General features: G+C 64.7%; 11 protein-coding genes. 5 read left to right on the top strand and 6 right to left on the bottom strand.

The features are described 5' to 3' along the window. The first annotated feature begins 61 nt into the window (after positions 1-61). The 4 genes from madL to mdcH are packed head-to-tail and all read left to right on the top strand — an operon-like array spanning position 62 to position 2,837. Positions 62-469: a malonate transporter subunit MadL gene (gene madL / locus ASF04_RS19480; RefSeq protein WP_056145426.1), complete on the top strand. Its 408-nt coding sequence runs from the start codon at positions 62-64 to the stop codon at positions 467-469. A 10-nt stretch (positions 470-479) separates the two neighbouring features. Continuing rightward, positions 480-1,244 (top strand): malonate transporter subunit MadM, encoded by a 765-nt coding sequence (gene madM / locus ASF04_RS19475; protein ID WP_056145423.1) that lies wholly within the window; start codon positions 480-482, stop codon positions 1,242-1,244. Between the two features lie 4 nt (positions 1,245-1,248). Then, complete coding sequence (locus ASF04_RS19470; protein ID WP_056145420.1) at positions 1,249-1,911, top strand: malonate decarboxylase holo-ACP synthase; 663 nt, start codon at positions 1,249-1,251, stop codon at positions 1,909-1,911. Further along, a complete protein-coding gene (gene mdcH, locus ASF04_RS19465) occupies positions 1,908-2,837 on the top strand; it encodes a malonate decarboxylase subunit epsilon (protein ID WP_056145419.1) in 930 nt (309 codons plus the stop codon). Before ASF04_RS19470 ends, mdcH begins: the two co-directional genes overlap by 4 nt. On the opposite strand, the gene ASF04_RS19460 is transcribed toward mdcH, so the two are convergent. The 6 genes from ASF04_RS19460 to ASF04_RS19435 form a co-directional block, all read right to left on the bottom strand. Continuing rightward, positions 2,834-3,610, bottom strand: coding sequence for a DNA-binding protein (locus ASF04_RS19460; protein WP_162241460.1), 777 nt, complete (start codon positions 3,608-3,610; stop codon positions 2,834-2,836). The two genes, mdcH and ASF04_RS19460, sit on opposite strands and share 4 nt — an antisense overlap. Positions 3,611-3,688: 78 nt before the next feature. Continuing rightward, positions 3,689-4,162: an OsmC family protein gene (locus ASF04_RS19455; RefSeq protein WP_056145413.1), complete on the bottom strand. Its 474-nt coding sequence runs from the start codon at positions 4,160-4,162 to the stop codon at positions 3,689-3,691. A 71-nt stretch (positions 4,163-4,233) separates the two neighbouring features. After that, positions 4,234-5,505 (bottom strand): pectate lyase, encoded by a 1,272-nt coding sequence (pelA, locus tag ASF04_RS19450; RefSeq protein WP_229205126.1) that lies wholly within the window; start codon positions 5,503-5,505, stop codon positions 4,234-4,236. Positions 5,506-5,516: 11 nt separating this feature from the next. Further along, a complete protein-coding gene (locus ASF04_RS19445) occupies positions 5,517-7,124 on the bottom strand; it encodes a DUF5060 domain-containing protein (RefSeq protein WP_229205125.1) in 1,608 nt (535 codons plus the stop codon). A gap of 2 nt (positions 7,125-7,126) precedes the next feature. Then, positions 7,127-8,956, bottom strand: coding sequence for a glycoside hydrolase family 28 protein (locus ASF04_RS19440; RefSeq protein WP_056145407.1), 1,830 nt, complete (start codon positions 8,954-8,956; stop codon positions 7,127-7,129). A gap of 5 nt (positions 8,957-8,961) precedes the next feature. After that, entirely contained in the window at positions 8,962-11,808 is a 2,847-nt protein-coding gene (locus ASF04_RS19435) for a TonB-dependent receptor domain-containing protein (protein ID WP_056145404.1), read from the bottom strand. 459 nt (positions 11,809-12,267) lie between these two features. Here ASF04_RS19435 and ASF04_RS19430 point away from each other — a divergent pair, with 459 nt between their 5' ends. Then, positions 12,268-16,176, top strand: a complete 3,909-nt coding sequence (locus ASF04_RS19430) for a beta-galactosidase (RefSeq protein WP_229205124.1) — start codon at positions 12,268-12,270, stop codon at positions 16,174-16,176. Positions 16,177-16,195 lie beyond the last annotated feature (19 nt).

The raw sequence follows: 16,195 nt of genomic DNA, 5'->3' as shown, positions 1-16,195 counted from the left end.
CACTATATAAACCGGGGCGGCCGATCCCTGGAACGAGTTGAAACTAGTTGGAGACACAATCATGATTATCTACGGAACAGCTTTACTGGCGATCTGCCACCTGCTGGGGATCTTCCTCGGCGACCTGCTGGGCACCCTGATCGGCGCCAAGACCAATGTCGGCGGCGTGGGCATTGCGATGATATTGCTTATCTGCGCCCGGCTGTGGATGCACAAGAAGGGCTGGATGCCCGAGCAGACCGAAATGGGCGTGGCGTTCTGGGGCGCGATGTACATCCCGGTGGTGGTCGCCATGGCCGCGCAACAGAACGTGCTGACCGCGCTGCGCGGCGGTCCGGTCGCGCTGCTGGCGGCGGTGGGCAGCGTGGTGGTGTGCGCCTGCGTGATCGCGCTGATCAACCGCGGCGAAAAGGTCGAGGAATCGGCGTTGCCGCCGCTGGAAGTGCCAACCCCTGCCACCGTGCGCTAAGGAGATCGTCATGCTCGAACTACTCGAAGGAACTGTCCGCCACAATGGCCTGGTCACCGCATTTGCACTGGTGGGCCTGGTGATGCTGATCTCCATGAAACTCTCGCGCCACTTGACCATGGGGCGCGTGCACGGCTCCGCCATCGCCATCGTGATCGGCCTCGGGCTCGCCTACTGGGGCGGCGTGCAGACCGGCGGCACCAAGGGCCTGGCCGACGTCTCGCTGTTTGCCGGCGTGGGCCTGATGGGCGGCGCCATGCTGCGCGACTTCGCAATTGTCGCCACCGCGTTCGAAGTGCAGGTGGTGGAAGCGAAAAAGGCCGGCATGGTCGGCGTGGTGGCGCTGTTGCTGGGCACCTTCCTGCCGTTTATCGTCGGCGCTTGTGTGGCCTACGCGTTCGGTTATCGCGATGCGGTCAGCATCACCACCATCGGCGCCGGCGCGGTCACGTATATCGTCGGTCCGGTCACCGGGGCGGCCATCGGCGCCACGTCGGACGTGATGGCGCTGAGTATTGCCGCTGGTCTGATCAAGGCCATCCTGGTGATGGTGGCCACGCCGGCCGCCGCCAAATTCCTCGGCTTGCGCACGCCGCGTTCGGCGATGGTGTTCGGCGGCCTGGCCGGCACCGTGTCCGGCGTCTCGGCCGGTCTGGCGGCCACCGACCGCAGGCTGGTGCCGTATGGCGCGCTGGTGGCCACGTTCCACACGGGACTGGGCTGCCTGCTCGGACCATCGCTGTTATTCTTTGCCACCCGCGCCATCGTTGGATAACATCATGAAGAACCCGCCCTGCCGTCCGCACGACCTGCTGTTCCTGCGCCTGCCCGACCGTTTTACCACCGGCGGTGGCGAAGCCTGGCCCAAGTGGCTCGACGCAGCGTGGCTCACGCAAGCGCCGCTGGTGGTGCGGCGCGAGGCGGCGCCTGGCAGCCTGCTGCCGGTGGGTGCCCGCGGCCTGACGCGCAGCCAGCGCTGCAAGGGATATGTGCAGCGCGATGCCGTGGCCCGCTGCGTCACGCCCGAGATGCTGGCGCGCCTGCATCCGCGCGCAGTGCGTTCGGGCGAGTGCCAGTCGGACCTGCCGCCACTGCGCGCGCTGGCCGCCATGGCGCCGCGCCTGAAAGACCTGGGCCTGGCGTGGGGCCCCACCGGCGGCGCCGGCTTTTACCTGGCCTCCGGCCTGCCGGTGTTGCGCGCAGACAGCGACCTCGATCTGCTGGTGCGCGCACCGGAACCGCTGCCAGTCTGGATCATCGACCGCCTGCTGCGGTTGCAGGAGCAGCCATGCCGAGTCGACATCCAGGTCGATACGGGACTGGGCGGTTTCGCCCTCAACGAATACGCGCGCGGTGGCCGGGTGATGGTCAAGACTGCGCACGGGCCGGTGCTGGCGGCCGATCCGTGGCGCGTGACGGACGCACAGCGCGAGGCAGCATGAGCGTGCTGTTCACTTTCCCCGGCCAGGGCGCGCAAAAGCCGGGGATGCTGCACGCCCTGCCCCCGCACGCGGCGGTGGGTGACACCCTGGCCGAAGCATCGGCGGCGCTGGGCAGCGACGTGCTGTCGCTCGACACCGTGGAAGCGCAGCGCTCCACCGTTGCCGTGCAACTGTGCCTGCTGGTGGCCGGCGTGGCTGCCGCGCGCTACCTGGCTGTGCACGGTGCACAGCCGGCAATGGTGGCAGGCCTGTCGATCGGCGCCTATCCGGCCGCCGTCACCGCCGGTGTGCTGGACTTTGCCCACGCCGTGCGGCTGGTACGTCTGCGTGCACAGTCGATGGAAGATGCCTATCCGGCCGGCTTTGGCATGACAGCGGTATCGGGCCTGCTGGCAGCCCAACTCACGCCGCTGGTGGCGCAAGTGCACAGCATGGAGACGCCCGTGTACCTCGCCAACCTGAACGGCCCGCGCCAGCTGGTCATCGCCGGTTCCGACCAGGCCATGGCGGCGGTGGTTGCGCTGGTGCAGGCTGGCAGCTCGGGCACCAAGGCCGAGCGGCTGGCGGTGAGCGTGCCATCGCATTGCGAATTGTTCAACCAGCAGGCCCTTGAACTGGCAGCGGCGATGGCTGGCGTGCCGTTGCGCCGTCCGCGCATGACGTACATTAGCGGCAGCGCGGCGCGGGCGCTGTTCGACGGCGCCGCCATCGGCGACGATCTGGCCCGCAACATGGCGCGGCCCGTGCAGTGGCACGACAGCATGCGCCACGCGTGGGAACGCGGCGTGCGGCTGGTGGTGGAAATGCCGAGCGGCAGCGTGCTGACCAAGCTGGCGCAGCCGGTGTTTGACGGTGGGATGGCGGTCAGTTGCGAGGGGATGCGGTTTGAGGATATTGCGCGGCTGGTTGCCAGAGGTGATGACTAATCCCGCGCCGCCATCCGGTCCAGGTAGGCTCGCAACTGCTCCCCCACCTGCTCCTGGATCTGCGCACGTGCCTCGGCCTGCACCAGCAGCAGTTCCAGTTCGCGGGCTCGCGCCTGCGCTGGCGCCAGGGCCGATTCCATCGCCGCCACCTGCTCGCCCAGGCGCTCGTTGTGGGCGATGCTGGTGGCCAGCTGCCGTTCGAGGTCGCCCGTGTGGCGTTGCTGCGCCTGCAGTTGCTCGACTTTCTGTTCGAGCTTGCGGGCGTTGGTCAGCTGTTCGTACAGCGACTGCTGGGTGTGCGCCAGCTCGGTCGCGATGCGGCTGCTTTCCTTGCTCAGTTGCGCCAGTTCGTCCTGCTTGATATTGAAGGCCAGCCGCTGCTGGCGCAACTCGGTTTGCAGCCGCGCTTCCTGTTCGCGCGTGCTGCGCAATTCGCTTTCCAGCTGCCGATTGGCTTGCGCCAGCTGCTGCTCTTTCTCCGCCAGTTCCGCGCGCGCGAGATCGAGCTGGTCGTCCGACTCCTGGCGCAGCCGCGCCGCCAGCCGTTCCACCAGGTCGTGCAGGGCATCGCTGATAGTCGATGGGCGCACGCCAGCCGGGCTGGCGCCGCCCTGCCCTTCATCGAGCTCTTTCAAATACTTGTGGATCGTGGTCTTGGAGCCGGTGTTGCCCAACGCCACGCGTACCGCATCCACCGACGGGTACTGGCCTTGTGCTAGCAAACCGGCGCGCGCCTGTGCCACCTCTTCTTTTGATAATCCGGTACGTGCCATTCTCCACTCCCAATATAATAACGTATTACATACCATGTATTATGTAATACGAATAGACTCGAGGCAAGCGCTTGCCATTCATTGGTGACTCCAACTGCCTGCGATCTCGATGACGGTCTTGACCGAGTTGGCCAGGAAGCAGCTTTCGTGTGCCTCGTGGTGCAGCCGCTCGAGGGCGTCATCATCGGGCACCAGCGTGCCGGAGAACGTCACCGCCGGCCGCAAGGTCACGCGGGTAACGGCTTCCCTGCCCTCGGCGTTCTTCGCCATCTCGCCCACGGCGGCATCAGCATAACGATCGACCAGGTAACCGTCGCGCGCGGCAAAGCCGAGGAACCACAGCATGTGGCAGCTCGACAGCGACGCCACGAACGCCTCTTCGGGATCGACGCACGAGGGATCGGAAAAAGGCACGCGCACCACGTGGGGTGAGCTGGAGGCAGCAACCACGGCACCGCCGTCGAAGCCCCAGCGGTGCACGCGGCTGTAGCGGTTGTCGGTGAAACGACCGTCGTGTCGTTCCCAGAGAATTTCGGCGGTATGGCTGGACATGGGTGCAAGGTGGTGGTTATGTAATACCGCCGATTGTGTCCGGTTCCACCGCCGTTGACAAGCCAGGCGACCTACCGGCCCGCCGCCGAATACTTGCGCGCCCACTTCGCGTACTTGTCCAGCGTCGATGCCGGATTGTTCACGTACCACGCGTAACCGGCACGGCGTTCGGGTGAAAGTTCGTTGACGTCGGTGTGGATGGTGCGGTCGCGGTCACCGAAGATCGGGCGCATGGTGGCGATGTCGTACAGGCGCGCCCATAAAGGGCCGGCGCCGGCTTTGGGCGTGAGGCCGGCACTGTCCTTGCTGCGCACCCATTCCTGGTCGTGGATGGCGGCGCGCTTGAGCCACGCCGCACCGGCATCTACCGCGTTGACGATGTCCGGACTGGGCGCCGGGTCGCGCATCAGCACGTTGAGCAGCCGCGCGCTTTCCACGCTGGTGAGCGCGGTCGGCTCGAAGTTGCGGGCGCCGACCGGGGCGAGCGTCACCGCGTCGTGCTGCTGGCACCAGGCGGTGAGCACGCCATCGACCCGGATCTGGCTGGCGATGATCACCTGCTCGGCCTTGTCGCGCGACTGCGCCGCGCGCGCGGCCAGCTCCGGCGGGACAAAACTGTAGTCGCCCTTGCGCAGTGCCACCTCTTCCAGCAGGTCGGTAACGTTGGCCAGCGCGTTGTCGTTGTAGGTGATGGCGTCGTGGTAGCCGCCGGCCAGCGGATACACCTGCGGGAAGCCGCCGTTCGGATACTGGGCAGTAAACAGGTATTCCATGCCGCGCACGAAGGCTGCGGTATATTCAGGTTTGCCGGCACCACCTCCGCTGGCGATTACCCGCGCCAGGAAGCGCAGTTCGGTGATGGTGGCGTCGTTGTCGATGGTGCCGACGTACGACCACCCTTCCAGCTTGCCGCCGTCGCTGTGGACATAGGCTTCACCCTTCTGGCGCGGCGGTTCGCTGCGGTTGACATTTTTGCCCCACCCGCCAGCCGGGGTCTGGTAGCTGACGATGTTGTCGGCCACGCGCAGCGCTTCGGCAGAACCATACCAGGCCCCCGGATTCTTGAGCGGCATGCCGTTGCCCGGCGGCGGGTGCGTCGCTGCTGCAAGCTGCCACATCTGAACCGATGCGCGTTCGGCGGCCAGCGCCGCCTTGTCGGCCGCCATCAGGCTGCGCGAGCGCTGCAGGTACGCCTGCCACGTGGCGCGCTCCGGCACGGACAACACGTTGAGCCGCGCTTCGCTCAACGCTTGCGGGGTCTCCATCTTGCCAATCACTTCGGCGTGGGTGGCACCCGCCGCCAGCACCAGCGAAATGGCCGCAGCCACGATACGTCGTTTCATTAACAACACTCCTAAGGCACGCGCACGATGCGCAGCGCCATGTACGGACGGCCCGGCAGCGCGATGCTGCGGCCATCCTTGTCGGCAAACATATAGTCGTCGCGCTTCTTGATCTCGAACACGCCTTCGATCGGCGTGACCGTCATGTTCCACGTATCGATCACTTCGACCTTGAAGCGCATGCCGTCTTTCAGGCCCGTCTTGAACAAGGCGAACGGCCAGGTGGTCGGCTGCGCGCGGTTGAAGTAACCGAGATAATACTCGCCATGCTTGCCGGCGAACGGATGCTCCTGCCATTTGTCGATCGGTTCCAGGCCCCCGGCCGGGCTGTCGGCCAGTATCTTGCGGAAGAACGCCAGCCGGGGCGCGCTCTGACCACGCAACACGCCGCCCTTGCCCAGCCAGATTTCGCCCTTGCCGCTGGTGTCGGTGTAGATCTCGCTGTGGCCCACGTAGGTGCCGGCCACCGCGCCGTTCCAGAAGCGCAGCACCATTTCTTCGGGTGTCAGTTGTCCCCAGCGCTTGGTCCAGTTGCCTTCGTATTTCACTTCATCGAACACCACCGGCTTGTTATAAACGTCGCGGAACAGTACCGCGCGCTCCGGGTCTTCCGTTGCCGCGCCGTGCTGGATGCTCACGTGCGTGACCCACGGCTTGCTGTGGTCATAGAAGCGGAACGCGTTGTGGATCGAGCGCAGGTGGTTGTACGGATCGGCGGCCTGGACGATGCGGAAGTAGCGGTCCCAGTCGTCGGTCCTCTTCTCGGTGAGGAAGTCGTACTCGTTGGCCATCGACCACCACACGTTGCGGTACGCGGACAGGCGCGCCACCACGTAGCGCAGGTAGCGATCATCAACCGCAGCGGGCATGCGGTCGAAGCCCCAGCGGCCCTTGTCGTACGGGTGGAACAGGATCAAATCGGCCTCGATGCCGAGCGCGCGCAACTGCGCCACGCGCTGGTCGAGGTTGCGAAAGAAGACCGGGTCGAAGCGGGTAAAGTCCCAGCCGTGCGGCGGCTTGCCGGCGAACGGAAAATGCTGGCCCGCCACCTGATCGTCGTTGTTCGGGAAGATCGCCATGCGGATCTTGTTGAACGGCGCGCCGGCCAGGGTCTTGAGCGTTTGCTCCTGCAGCGCCGCGCTCTGGTGGGTCCAGGCATAGCTGGTGGTGCCTACCTGCCAGAACGGCGTGCCGTCGCCGTAGCCGAAGTGGTACGTGTTGCGTACCGCGACCGGGCCGTGGTTGCCGGGCGCCGGCTGCACCGCCGTGAAGGCGCCGCGCTTGCCGTGCAGCGCGGGCGCGCCGGAACGGGTTTCGTACGTCCAGTCGCCCACGGAATCGGGCATGAAGCGGATTTTATAGACGCCGTCGCCATCGTAAAAGCCTGGCACCAGCTGTTCGCGCCCGCCCTGGCGGAACACGGCCGACAGTTCCACGTCCACGAACGGGTTGCCGGTGGCGGGTCCCGTAAACGACAGTTCGAGCGTACCCCACCGCTCCACCGGCCCGGCAGCTCGCGTCACGCCAAACTGGTTCACTGCTGGCTGGGCAGCAGCATGGCCGGCATGGCCAAGAACGACCACGCCGGCCAACAACATCATGCAAACACGTCGTTTCATTTTTACCCCGACAGGTTCTCGTCGTACCGCTTGCCGCCAATGACGACGTTGCGCAGCGCGATATTTTTTGCGTTGTGGATGAACCAGGGCTGCGCGGCGTTGACCGGCGTGCCGAAGTCGCAATCGCTGATGGTCACGTCCGTGACCGGCAGGACCGGCTTGCCGGCCGGGCCGTTGTAGCTGTGGCCCACGGGACCGAGCACGATGAATGCCTGGTAGCAGCCGAACGTGCCTTCGGCAGTCTTCACGTCCGCCACCCGGATATCCGAGATATGCACGTGCGAGACTTCGGGCGGGCGGCTGCGGATCAGGTCGAACGCGGGCGCGTAGTCGCAATCGAAGGTGATCACGGCGCCGCCGCCCGTTGGCACGGTACCGGCCTTGACCGGGCCGCCCGGGATCGGCTTGTAGAAGCCGGGCTTCAAACGCACGCCGTTGGGCAGTTTGACATCGCGCACATAAAAATGGCGCAGGAAACCGCCCCGATTCATATTGGTTTTCAGGCGCACCACGGTATTGAGCGGGTCGGTCTGCCAGTGCTGGTTGCGCACGTCCAGGTGCTGGGCGTACACGTGCTCGATCCCGGCCGACATTTCGCTGCCCAGGGTCACGGCGCCGTGACCGCTGTTCATCACCGAATTCTGGATCACGACGTTGCGGGTGGGACCATAATTGGTATCGAGGTTCTTGCCGGCCTTGATGGCGATGCAGTCGTCGCCGGTGTTGAACCAGCAGCCGTCCACCAGCACGGTGTCGCACGATTCCGGATCGAAACCGTCGGAATTCGGGCCGATGCTCTCCATGCGCACCTTGGAAAAATGCACGCGGCGGCAATCGACCGGGTGGTGGATCCAGAACGGCGTGTTGATCACCTGGTAGCCCTGCATCAGCACATGGTCGCAGTCGATGAATTCGACCATGCACGGGCGCAGGTAGTGGCCGAGGCCAAAGATGCGTTTTTCGACGGGCACACCGGCTTCGGATAGCGCCGGCAGGAATTTTTCGTCGCTGCGCCAGTCGGGCGCATCACCCTGGATCCGCGCCAGCACGGCCGCATCGAGCCCCGGCGCCAATGCGGCCAGCGACGCGGGGTTGAGCGGATTGTTGCGGCCCTGGTGCATGGCGTCCGGATTCGGTCCCTGGCGCGCGCCCTTGGGGTTCATGCCCCACCAGCCGTTGCCGCTGCCGTCCTCGAACGGCACGCCGGCCTGGCCATCGAGCTCGCTGGTCCAGTCGGCGCCGGTGATGGCGATATTGCGTTGGCCGCGCGCATACACGAGCGGCGAGAAATTCAGGCAGTCGTTGCCCTGCCAGCGCGAGAGCACCAGCTTGCCGTTGGCGCCGCAATCGTAGTCGCCGTCGCGCGCGTAATCGCGCGGATCGGCGGAAAAGCGTATCCGCGCCCTGGCCGCCAGGTGCACGCGCACGTTCGAGCGCAGCACGATCGGACCCTTGCAGTACCAGTCGCCGGCGGGCACCAGCACGGTGCCGCCGCCGGCCTGGTGGACGGCGGCAATCGCAGCGCGCAGCGCGGGATAGCAATCGTGAGAACCGGGAACGGGCGTGAGGACTTTACCTTTGGCGTCGATGGTCGGAAAGCCATCGACGGCATGCAGCTGGCACGGCCTGGCGCCATGGCTGGTGATGGACACTTCGCGCTGCGAGAAATCGAGCGGTTTGGAAAATTGATCGATGATGCCCTGGGCATAAGCCCAGGGATCGGCGGGGGCCGACCTGGCCGCTGACGGCGCGCCCGCCACCGAGGCGGCGGCCATGGCGGCCGCCCCCTTCAGCAAACGGCGCCGTCCCTGGTGCGGAGACGGTTGGTTCATGTGACTTAGAACTTGTATTCCACCGACAGGCGGTAAACACGGCCCAGCATGTCCGCCATACTCGTCACGTAGCCGCCGCTATAAGTGCTGTTGGCGGTCAGTGGCGGGAATTCCTTGGTGATGTTGTTCACACCGAAGGTGACGGTCGCTTTGGGAATGCCGGTGTAGCGCACGTTCATGTTGAACTGGCTGTACGCATCGACCTTGGTCAGGGTCGAACCGGTACGTGGCGTCAGGTCGCGCACGCTGGTGTTATAGCGGTGCGACAACGTGGTGCGGAAGTCGCCATAACCCCAGCCGATCGACGCCGTGTGCTTCCAGCGTGGATTGATCTGTGGCAGGCCTGCCAGACCGGCGTTGGGACCAGCGCTGCCGTAACGGCCATCGTTGGTGATCACGCCCACGTTCTGCAGCCAGACGCCGTCCTTCTCGCCCTGGAACTCGTTCTTCTGGTACCAGGTGCCATCGAGCTTGGTGTCGAACGTGCCGAACGAGGTTTTCGGGAAGCGGTAGTTGGCCGACAGGTCGGCGCCGCGGATGCGGGCCATGCCACGGTTGGCCTGGCTGGCGACGATATGGTCGATCAGGCCGTCTGCGCCACGGATGATCTGGTCGCTGTACTTGCCCGGATTTTGCTGGATTTCCGCGATCGACACGGCGCCCAGCACGTCACGCATTTTCAGACCCCAGTAATCGACCGTGATCGACAGGTTCTTGATCGGTTCCAGCGCGAAGCCGTACGAGAAGCCGCGCGATTTTTCCGGCTTCAGGAAGCTGTTGTTCGGCGACTTGGTCCAGTAGCTGGTCAGCACGTTACACACCTGGTCGGCGGTACGGCCGGCCACCGGAGTGCCGGTACCCGCCACGGTCGGTTGCGCGCTCGGGCACAGGACCGGATCGTCCATCTGCTGGGTACGCACTTCGGCGGTCGGGTTCTGGATGTCCATGATCGACGGCGCCCGGAAGCCGGTCGAGACCGAACCACGCAGTACCAGCGGCTGGTATGGCTGCCAGCGCGCGGCCAGTTTCGGATTGACGGTGGTCTGATCGAGGTCGTCGTACTTGTCGGCCCGGACGGCGGCGTTCAGCAGGAACGTCTCGGTGATCGGCGCATCGACTTCGGCCAGGATCGACGAGATCTTGCGCTTGAGTTTTTTCGCCACGCCTTGCGGCACTTCACCGACCAGGTCGTGCTGCAGCACGTTGCCGGCCGCATCAATGTTGTAGCTGCCATCGGCCTTGCGATAGACGTAGTCGAGCGGCGCATCGAACGTGCGCGCGCTGTCCTGGCGCAGTTCGCCGGAAACGGCCAGCGTCAGGTCGCCGCCACCGAGCTTGAACAGGCCCTTGGACAGGGTCAGGTCGATGCTCTTGTTGTAGGCCTTGTTCAGGCGGTACGTGTAATCCTTGGCGACGATGCTTTTCAGATAAGCGGTACCAGCTTCGTCCTGGGCGCCGAACGGATTGAGGATGCCGCGGTTGATGCCGTCCTGCGCCTTCGAGTACAGGATGTAGCCGTCGCCGACCATGGTGTTACGCTCTGCCACGCCGTAGTTGGCGCCCGCGCGGTAGTCCCAGCCCAGCACTTCGCCTTCGGCGGTGAGCACCAGGCGCTTGTTGGTCTGCTTGTCGTTGCGGTAGGCCGAACCGAGTTCCGCCGGACCCCACTGGAAGTAGATCGGACGGTTGGCCATGTTCAGGTTGACCGGCGTGCCAGGGGTCTTGGTCGCGTCGATGTACATGGTTGGCGTGCTGGTCGCGCCATTGGTGCCCACTACCCGCACCGCCGGCGTGATGCCGTTGCCCGGGTAGAAGCGGCTGGTCGATGGCATCGAGTACGTGGTGAACGGATTGGTCGCGGCCGGGGTCTGCATGCCGCGGAATTTCTGTACTGTGAACTCGGAGTTCAGCACGTCCATGTCGATCTTGTGACCGCCGGACAGGTTGAAGCTCAGGCGACCGGACATGGTGGTGATCTTGCTGCCGTCAGTGACCGCGTTGAAGTACAGCGGATTGCGGTAGCAACCAGGCGCATAGGTCGGGGTGGCAGCGGTACTTTGCGCACCGAGGGTCGGCAGCGAGGCCGGCGAATTACAGCCGGTGGCGTAGTTCGGATTGTAGTTCGAGTTCGAGGCGCGGGTGAAACCGAAGTTGGCCAGCGGGTTCGAGTTGCGGCCTTCCGGCAGCAGGCCCAGGCCCAGCGAACGCAGGGTGTCGGGGTCGTGCTGTTCGGGACGGTCGCCCTGCATCAGCGCCGATTTTTCCTGGTGGTCGATGGCGAAGTAGGCATTGAAGCCATCCTTGCCCAAGTCGCCGAAGCCGCCGATGGCGCCGAACGACTTGGTGGTGCCGCCGCCGTGCATTTGCGGTGCGGCGAATTCACCTTTCAGGGTCAGGCCCTTGTAACCGCGCTTGGTCCAGAAGTTCTGCACGCCGCCGATGGCGTCGGCGCCGTAGATCGACGCAGCGCCGCCGGACAGGGTTTCCACGCGATCGAGCGCCATGCGCGGGATTACGTTCACGGACACGTACTGGTCCTGCAGCGGCTCGTTGGCCAGGCGGCGGCCGTTGAGCAGGGTCAGGGTACGCATCGGGCCCAGGCCGCGCAAGTTGGTCACCGGACCGGCGGCGCCGGTATTGGTGCCCAGCGACAGCGATTGCGGCTGTTCGAGGACCAGGTCTTTCAGTTCGGTGTGGCCGCGTGCTTCCATTTCGGCCGATTTGATGGTGGTCAGCGGGGTGGCGCCTTCGTCCGCGACGCGGCGGATCAGCGAACCGGTAACAACGACTGCCTGAACTTCCTGTGCAGGGGCTTCGGCCGGTGCGGTCTGGGCGTAAGCCTGGCCGCTCATTTGAAGCAGTGCTACTGAAATGCAAACTGCCATCGTCGCCCGACGCAGCGGTGGGGTGGATTGATACTGCATGTGTCTCCTCCGTCCTGGATTTTATAAATTGGTTGGATCGGTTTAATCTTCTGGTAAACCAATCTTAGAATTGGTCGGACCAGTTTTTTTAGTATGCACGTAGTTGCCCAATCGGTCATTAGTCTTTGCATCGATGTTGTGGAAATGCATCACTAAATTGGAAAACGATTAACCAAGCACGTTTCCATGCGAGTTTTTTGGCAACGGCGGGCGTTTTCGGGGCCAAAGGAAATACGTTTTTCGGTGAATTTTGGCTATCTATATGATAGTGACTGGCACTCAAAACAGGACGAATCTCTCAAGGAATTGATCGGATGACAGATTTTTCGTGCTGTGTAACCATTTATCATGAGCGCTCGGAATCTTTAACCATCAGATACAGGGTCCATGCTCACTATTCCACCACGCTTTCCCGGACGTCGCGCCCCCGCTTCCCGCCCCCGCCTGAAGTTGCTCCATACCGGCCTGACCGCCCTTGGCGGCATGTCGCTTGCGCTCAGCTGCATGGCGCAGGAACTCGGTATTCCCCAGGCCTCCGATGCCAACCGCCCCGCGTCGACCACCACCTCTGCCGCCAGCGCCAACAACCCGGCCGCCAACGTCCAGGCGTTCGTGCTGACCAGTGTCAACCTGGCGTCGAATAATGCGCTGAGCGTGTTTTCGTCCACCGATGGCGTGACCTTCACATCGCTGGCCTCGGAAGCGTTCCAGCCCGATCAGGCAACTGGCAGCGCCACGCTGCGCGATCCGGCCATCGTGCGGCACAGCGACGGCTATTACTACGTGGTGTATGCCACCGGCAGCGCACTGGCCCTCACCCGCTCGCAGGATCTGAAACGCTGGCAGTTCGTGCGCGACTTGCCCGGCATCGCCGGCACGCCGCGCTGGCTGCGCGACAAGGATGGCGCACTGAAGCTTGTGGTCGCTTCCAGCACAGGCAACGTGCAACTGCTGACGGCCAATGCCGACCTGTCGCAATGGTCGGCGCCTGTCACGCTCGTCGGCCTGCCCGCCGCCAGCGATGCCGTGGTGGTGGCGACCGATGACGGCTATGCCGCGCTGGTGCGCGATGACAAGACCGGCTTGCTGGAACTGGCCACCGCCACCGCGCTGGCCGGGCCGTGGACGGTTGCCCCCCGTGGCGACCGCGAGAGCTGGGGCCGCACGGCCGGCGGCCAGTCGCTGGTCAAGCTGGCCAACGGCCACTGGCGCGCGTACTTTAGCGATGCCGTTCTGGGCAAGCTGTGGTACGCCGACAGCAGCGACGGTCTGCGCACCTGGACCGCGAAACAGGAACTGGGCGGCGTGTCCGGCCTGCTGGGCAAGACCGCCGTGCTGGCGGAAGACGGCAAGCAGTTCGCTGCCGCCACCAGGCCGAAAGGCCAACCAAAAAAAATCAGCTGGGACGAGCATTCGATGCTGGTCGATGGCAAGCGCATCGTGGTGTGGTCCGGTGAAATCCACCCGTTCCGCCTGCCCAACCCGTCGCTGTGGCGCGACGTGATCCAGAAGATGAAAGCGCTCGGCTTCAACGGCGTGGCCTTTTATTTCGACTGGGGCTATCACTCGTCAGCGCCCGGCGTGTACGATTTTTCCAATGTCCGCAATGTCGAGCGCGCGCTCGAGATCGCCGAAGAAGAAGGCATGTACGTGATTGCCCGTACCGGTCCGTACGTCAACGCGGAACTGACCGGTGGCGGCTACCCGGGCTGGATGTTCCGCAACCGCGCCGAGGCGCGTACCGACGACCCTGTGTACCTGGCGGCCGTCGATGAATGGATGACGCAGATTAACGCCATCATCGCCCGCCACCAGGCCACGACGGGCGGCGGCAACGTGATCGCCTACCAGCTCGAAAACGAACTGGGCAAGGTTGAGCCGAAACACGTGCGCCAGATGGAACACCTGGCAAAAAAGGCCCGCGCCGATGGCCTGACCGTGCCGTTCTTCCACAACTCGGCCGGCCGCCTGCCAGACTGGACGCCAAAGAACTCCACCGCGCCATGGGCCAATCCCGGCCCCACCGACATGTACGCGTTCGACGGCTACCCGGGCGGCACCTGCAACGTGTTTGCCAGCCCGGCCGGCCCCAACCGCGCGCCCGACTGGGGCATCTATGGCAAGAACTCGCCCAAGATCGGCTCGCTGTCGTCGCCGAAGACGCCCGGTTTTGCGGCCGAGCTCGGTGGCGGCTGGTTTGATTACTGGGGCTCCAACGGCACCTATAATTGCACCGCCGAACGCCAAGGCACCGGCTACCAGCGCGTGTTCTATGGCACCAACCTGATCAACCGCATCACCATCCACAATGTGTACATGACTTTTGGCGGCACGTCGTGGGGCTGGCTGGCCGGTCCGGTGGTGTACACGTCGTACGATTACGGCGCGCCGATCTCGGAAGATCGCGGCTTGCGCGCCAAGGCGCTGTCGCTCAAGCAGCAAGGCATGTTCGTGCAGGCTGCCGAACAGGCGCTGGCCAAGATGGACAAGGGCCCGGAAATCACCACCTCGTCGCCGAAAGCCAAGGTCTATCACAACATCAATCCGGACCTGGGCACCCACGTGCTGTTTGCCGTGCACAGCCCGTCCGACCTGACCACCGACGACAGCTTTACGTTCGACCTGGCCACGGCCGACGGCAAGTACCAGGTGCCGCTGCGCCTGAACGGCCAGGACGCCAAGATGCTGCTGGCGAACTACAAGCTCGAGCGCCAGCACCTGGTGTATTCAACCTCGGAAATCCAGACCCATTTCGCCAACGGCGAGCGCGACATCGCGCTGCTGCACGGCCGCGATGGCGAGGCCGGCGAAACCGTGCTGCGCTTCAAGGGCGAACCGAAGGTGGAAGTGCTGGCCGGCCAGGTGGCAGCGCGTTTCGATGCCGCTACGGGCGACCTCAAGCTGACCTACACCCACGATGGCCTGGCCCGCGTGCGCATCACCGGCGGTGGCCGCGCGCCGCTGTTGCTGCTGCTGGCCGATAACAAGCACAGCCTGCAGTTCTGGAGCCAGAACACTGCGGCCGGCCAGGTATTGCAACTGACGCCAGCCATGGTGCGCACCGCCACCCTGGCTGACGGCAAACTGGCCCTGACCGGCGACACCGCCGCCGCCAGCGAGCTGACCGTGTGGGGCCCGGCCTTTACCTCGGCCAGCTTCAACGGCGACAACCTGGCGCTGGTGCCGCAGCCCGATGGCAGCATCAAGGCCGGCACGCTGGCCGGTCCTGCCGCCGTCAAACTGCCCGACCTGGCCACCCTGCCCTGGTCGCGCCGCATGGACAGCCTGGAAGCCCAGCCCGGCTTCGACGACAGCAAGTGGACAAAGGTTGATAATCGCGCCTCGGCAGCGCAAACCTGGACCATGCCCGAGCGCGGCCAGCCGACGCTGGCGATGAGCGACTATGGCTTCCACCACGGCGATGTCTGGTATCGCGGCCGCGTCAACATTGTTGACCCCAAAACCAACCAGCTGGAACTGTTCTACGGCGCCGGCGGCGCGGGCATGGTGCAGGTGTGGGTCGATGGCAAGTTCATTGGCCAGGACGAGATGGACGTCGGTCGTTCGTTCCCCGAGACCACCGACAGCGTCAAGCTGTTTTTCGGCGATAAATTGACGAAGGGCGAGCACGTCATCGCGGTCATGGTGCGCAATAATTCGCACAACTGGAACCTGATGGCCGACGATTACCACCGCGAAGCGCGCGGCCTGATCGCCGCCTCGTTGACCAAGCGTGGGGGCCAGCGCTTCGGCGTGCCGATCACCTGGCGCATTCAGGGCAACCTCGGCGGCGAGCAGATTGCCGACGTGGTGCGCGGTCCGATGAACAATGGCGGCCTGTACGGCGAGCGCGCCGGCTGGTATCGCCCGTTGTGGGAGCAGCAGGACAGCAAAACCGGTTGGGCCGCCGCCAAGCCCACCGCTGCGCCACCGGCAGCCGGCACCTACTGGCTGCGCACGTCGTTCGACCTCGACCTGCCGAAAGACCACGATGTGCAACTGGGACTGGCATTCGGCGACACGACCACGCCGCGTTCGGAGCGCGAGAACCGCGTGCTGATCTTTGTGAATGGCTGGAATATGGGCCAGTTCATCGCCCACATCGGTCCGCAACGGGTGTTCGTGCTGCCGCCGGGCATTCTGAATCCCAACGGTCAGAACACGATTGCGCTGGCGGTCACCACCGATGGCAAGGCGACCAACGCACTGGAGCCTGTGAAACTGGTGAATCTGCGGACGGTACGCGGTGGGGTAAAGCTGGAAATAGTGCCGGGGTCGAACGCCCCGGCGAAGTAAGAAATACGCGATCCCCGCA

It is taken from the genome of Duganella sp. Leaf61, from assembly GCF_001421905.1.
Taxonomy (GTDB): Bacteria; Pseudomonadota; Gammaproteobacteria; order Burkholderiales; family Burkholderiaceae_D; genus Rugamonas; species Rugamonas zoogloeoides.
This window is presented reverse-complemented; position numbering and strand designations above follow the sequence as displayed.

Bases quoted from the DNA above. Each gene is read 5' to 3' on its own strand.
- madL (WP_056145426.1), top strand. From the start codon at position 62: ATGATTATCTACGGAACAGCTTTACTGGCGATCTGCCACCTGCTGGGG.
- madM (WP_056145423.1), top strand. From the start codon at position 480: ATGCTCGAACTACTCGAAGGAACTGTCCGCCACAATGGCCTGGTCACC.
- ASF04_RS19470 (WP_056145420.1), top strand. From the start codon at position 1,249: ATGAAGAACCCGCCCTGCCGTCCGCACGACCTGCTGTTCCTGCGCCTG.
- mdcH (WP_056145419.1), top strand. From the start codon at position 1,908: ATGAGCGTGCTGTTCACTTTCCCCGGCCAGGGCGCGCAAAAGCCGGGG.
- ASF04_RS19460 (WP_162241460.1), bottom strand. From the start codon at position 3,610: ATGGCACGTACCGGATTATCAAAAGAAGAGGTGGCACAGGCGCGCGCC.
- ASF04_RS19455 (WP_056145413.1), bottom strand. From the start codon at position 4,162: ATGTCCAGCCATACCGCCGAAATTCTCTGGGAACGACACGACGGTCGT.
- pelA (WP_229205126.1), bottom strand. From the start codon at position 5,505: ATGAAACGACGTATCGTGGCTGCGGCCATTTCGCTGGTGCTGGCGGCG.
- ASF04_RS19445 (WP_229205125.1), bottom strand. From the start codon at position 7,124: ATGAAACGACGTGTTTGCATGATGTTGTTGGCCGGCGTGGTCGTTCTT.
- ASF04_RS19440 (WP_056145407.1), bottom strand. From the start codon at position 8,956: ATGAACCAACCGTCTCCGCACCAGGGACGGCGCCGTTTGCTGAAGGGG.
- ASF04_RS19435 (WP_056145404.1), bottom strand. From the start codon at position 11,808: ATGAGCGGCCAGGCTTACGCCCAGACCGCACCGGCCGAAGCCCCTGCA.
- ASF04_RS19430 (WP_229205124.1), top strand. From the start codon at position 12,268: ATGCTCACTATTCCACCACGCTTTCCCGGACGTCGCGCCCCCGCTTCC.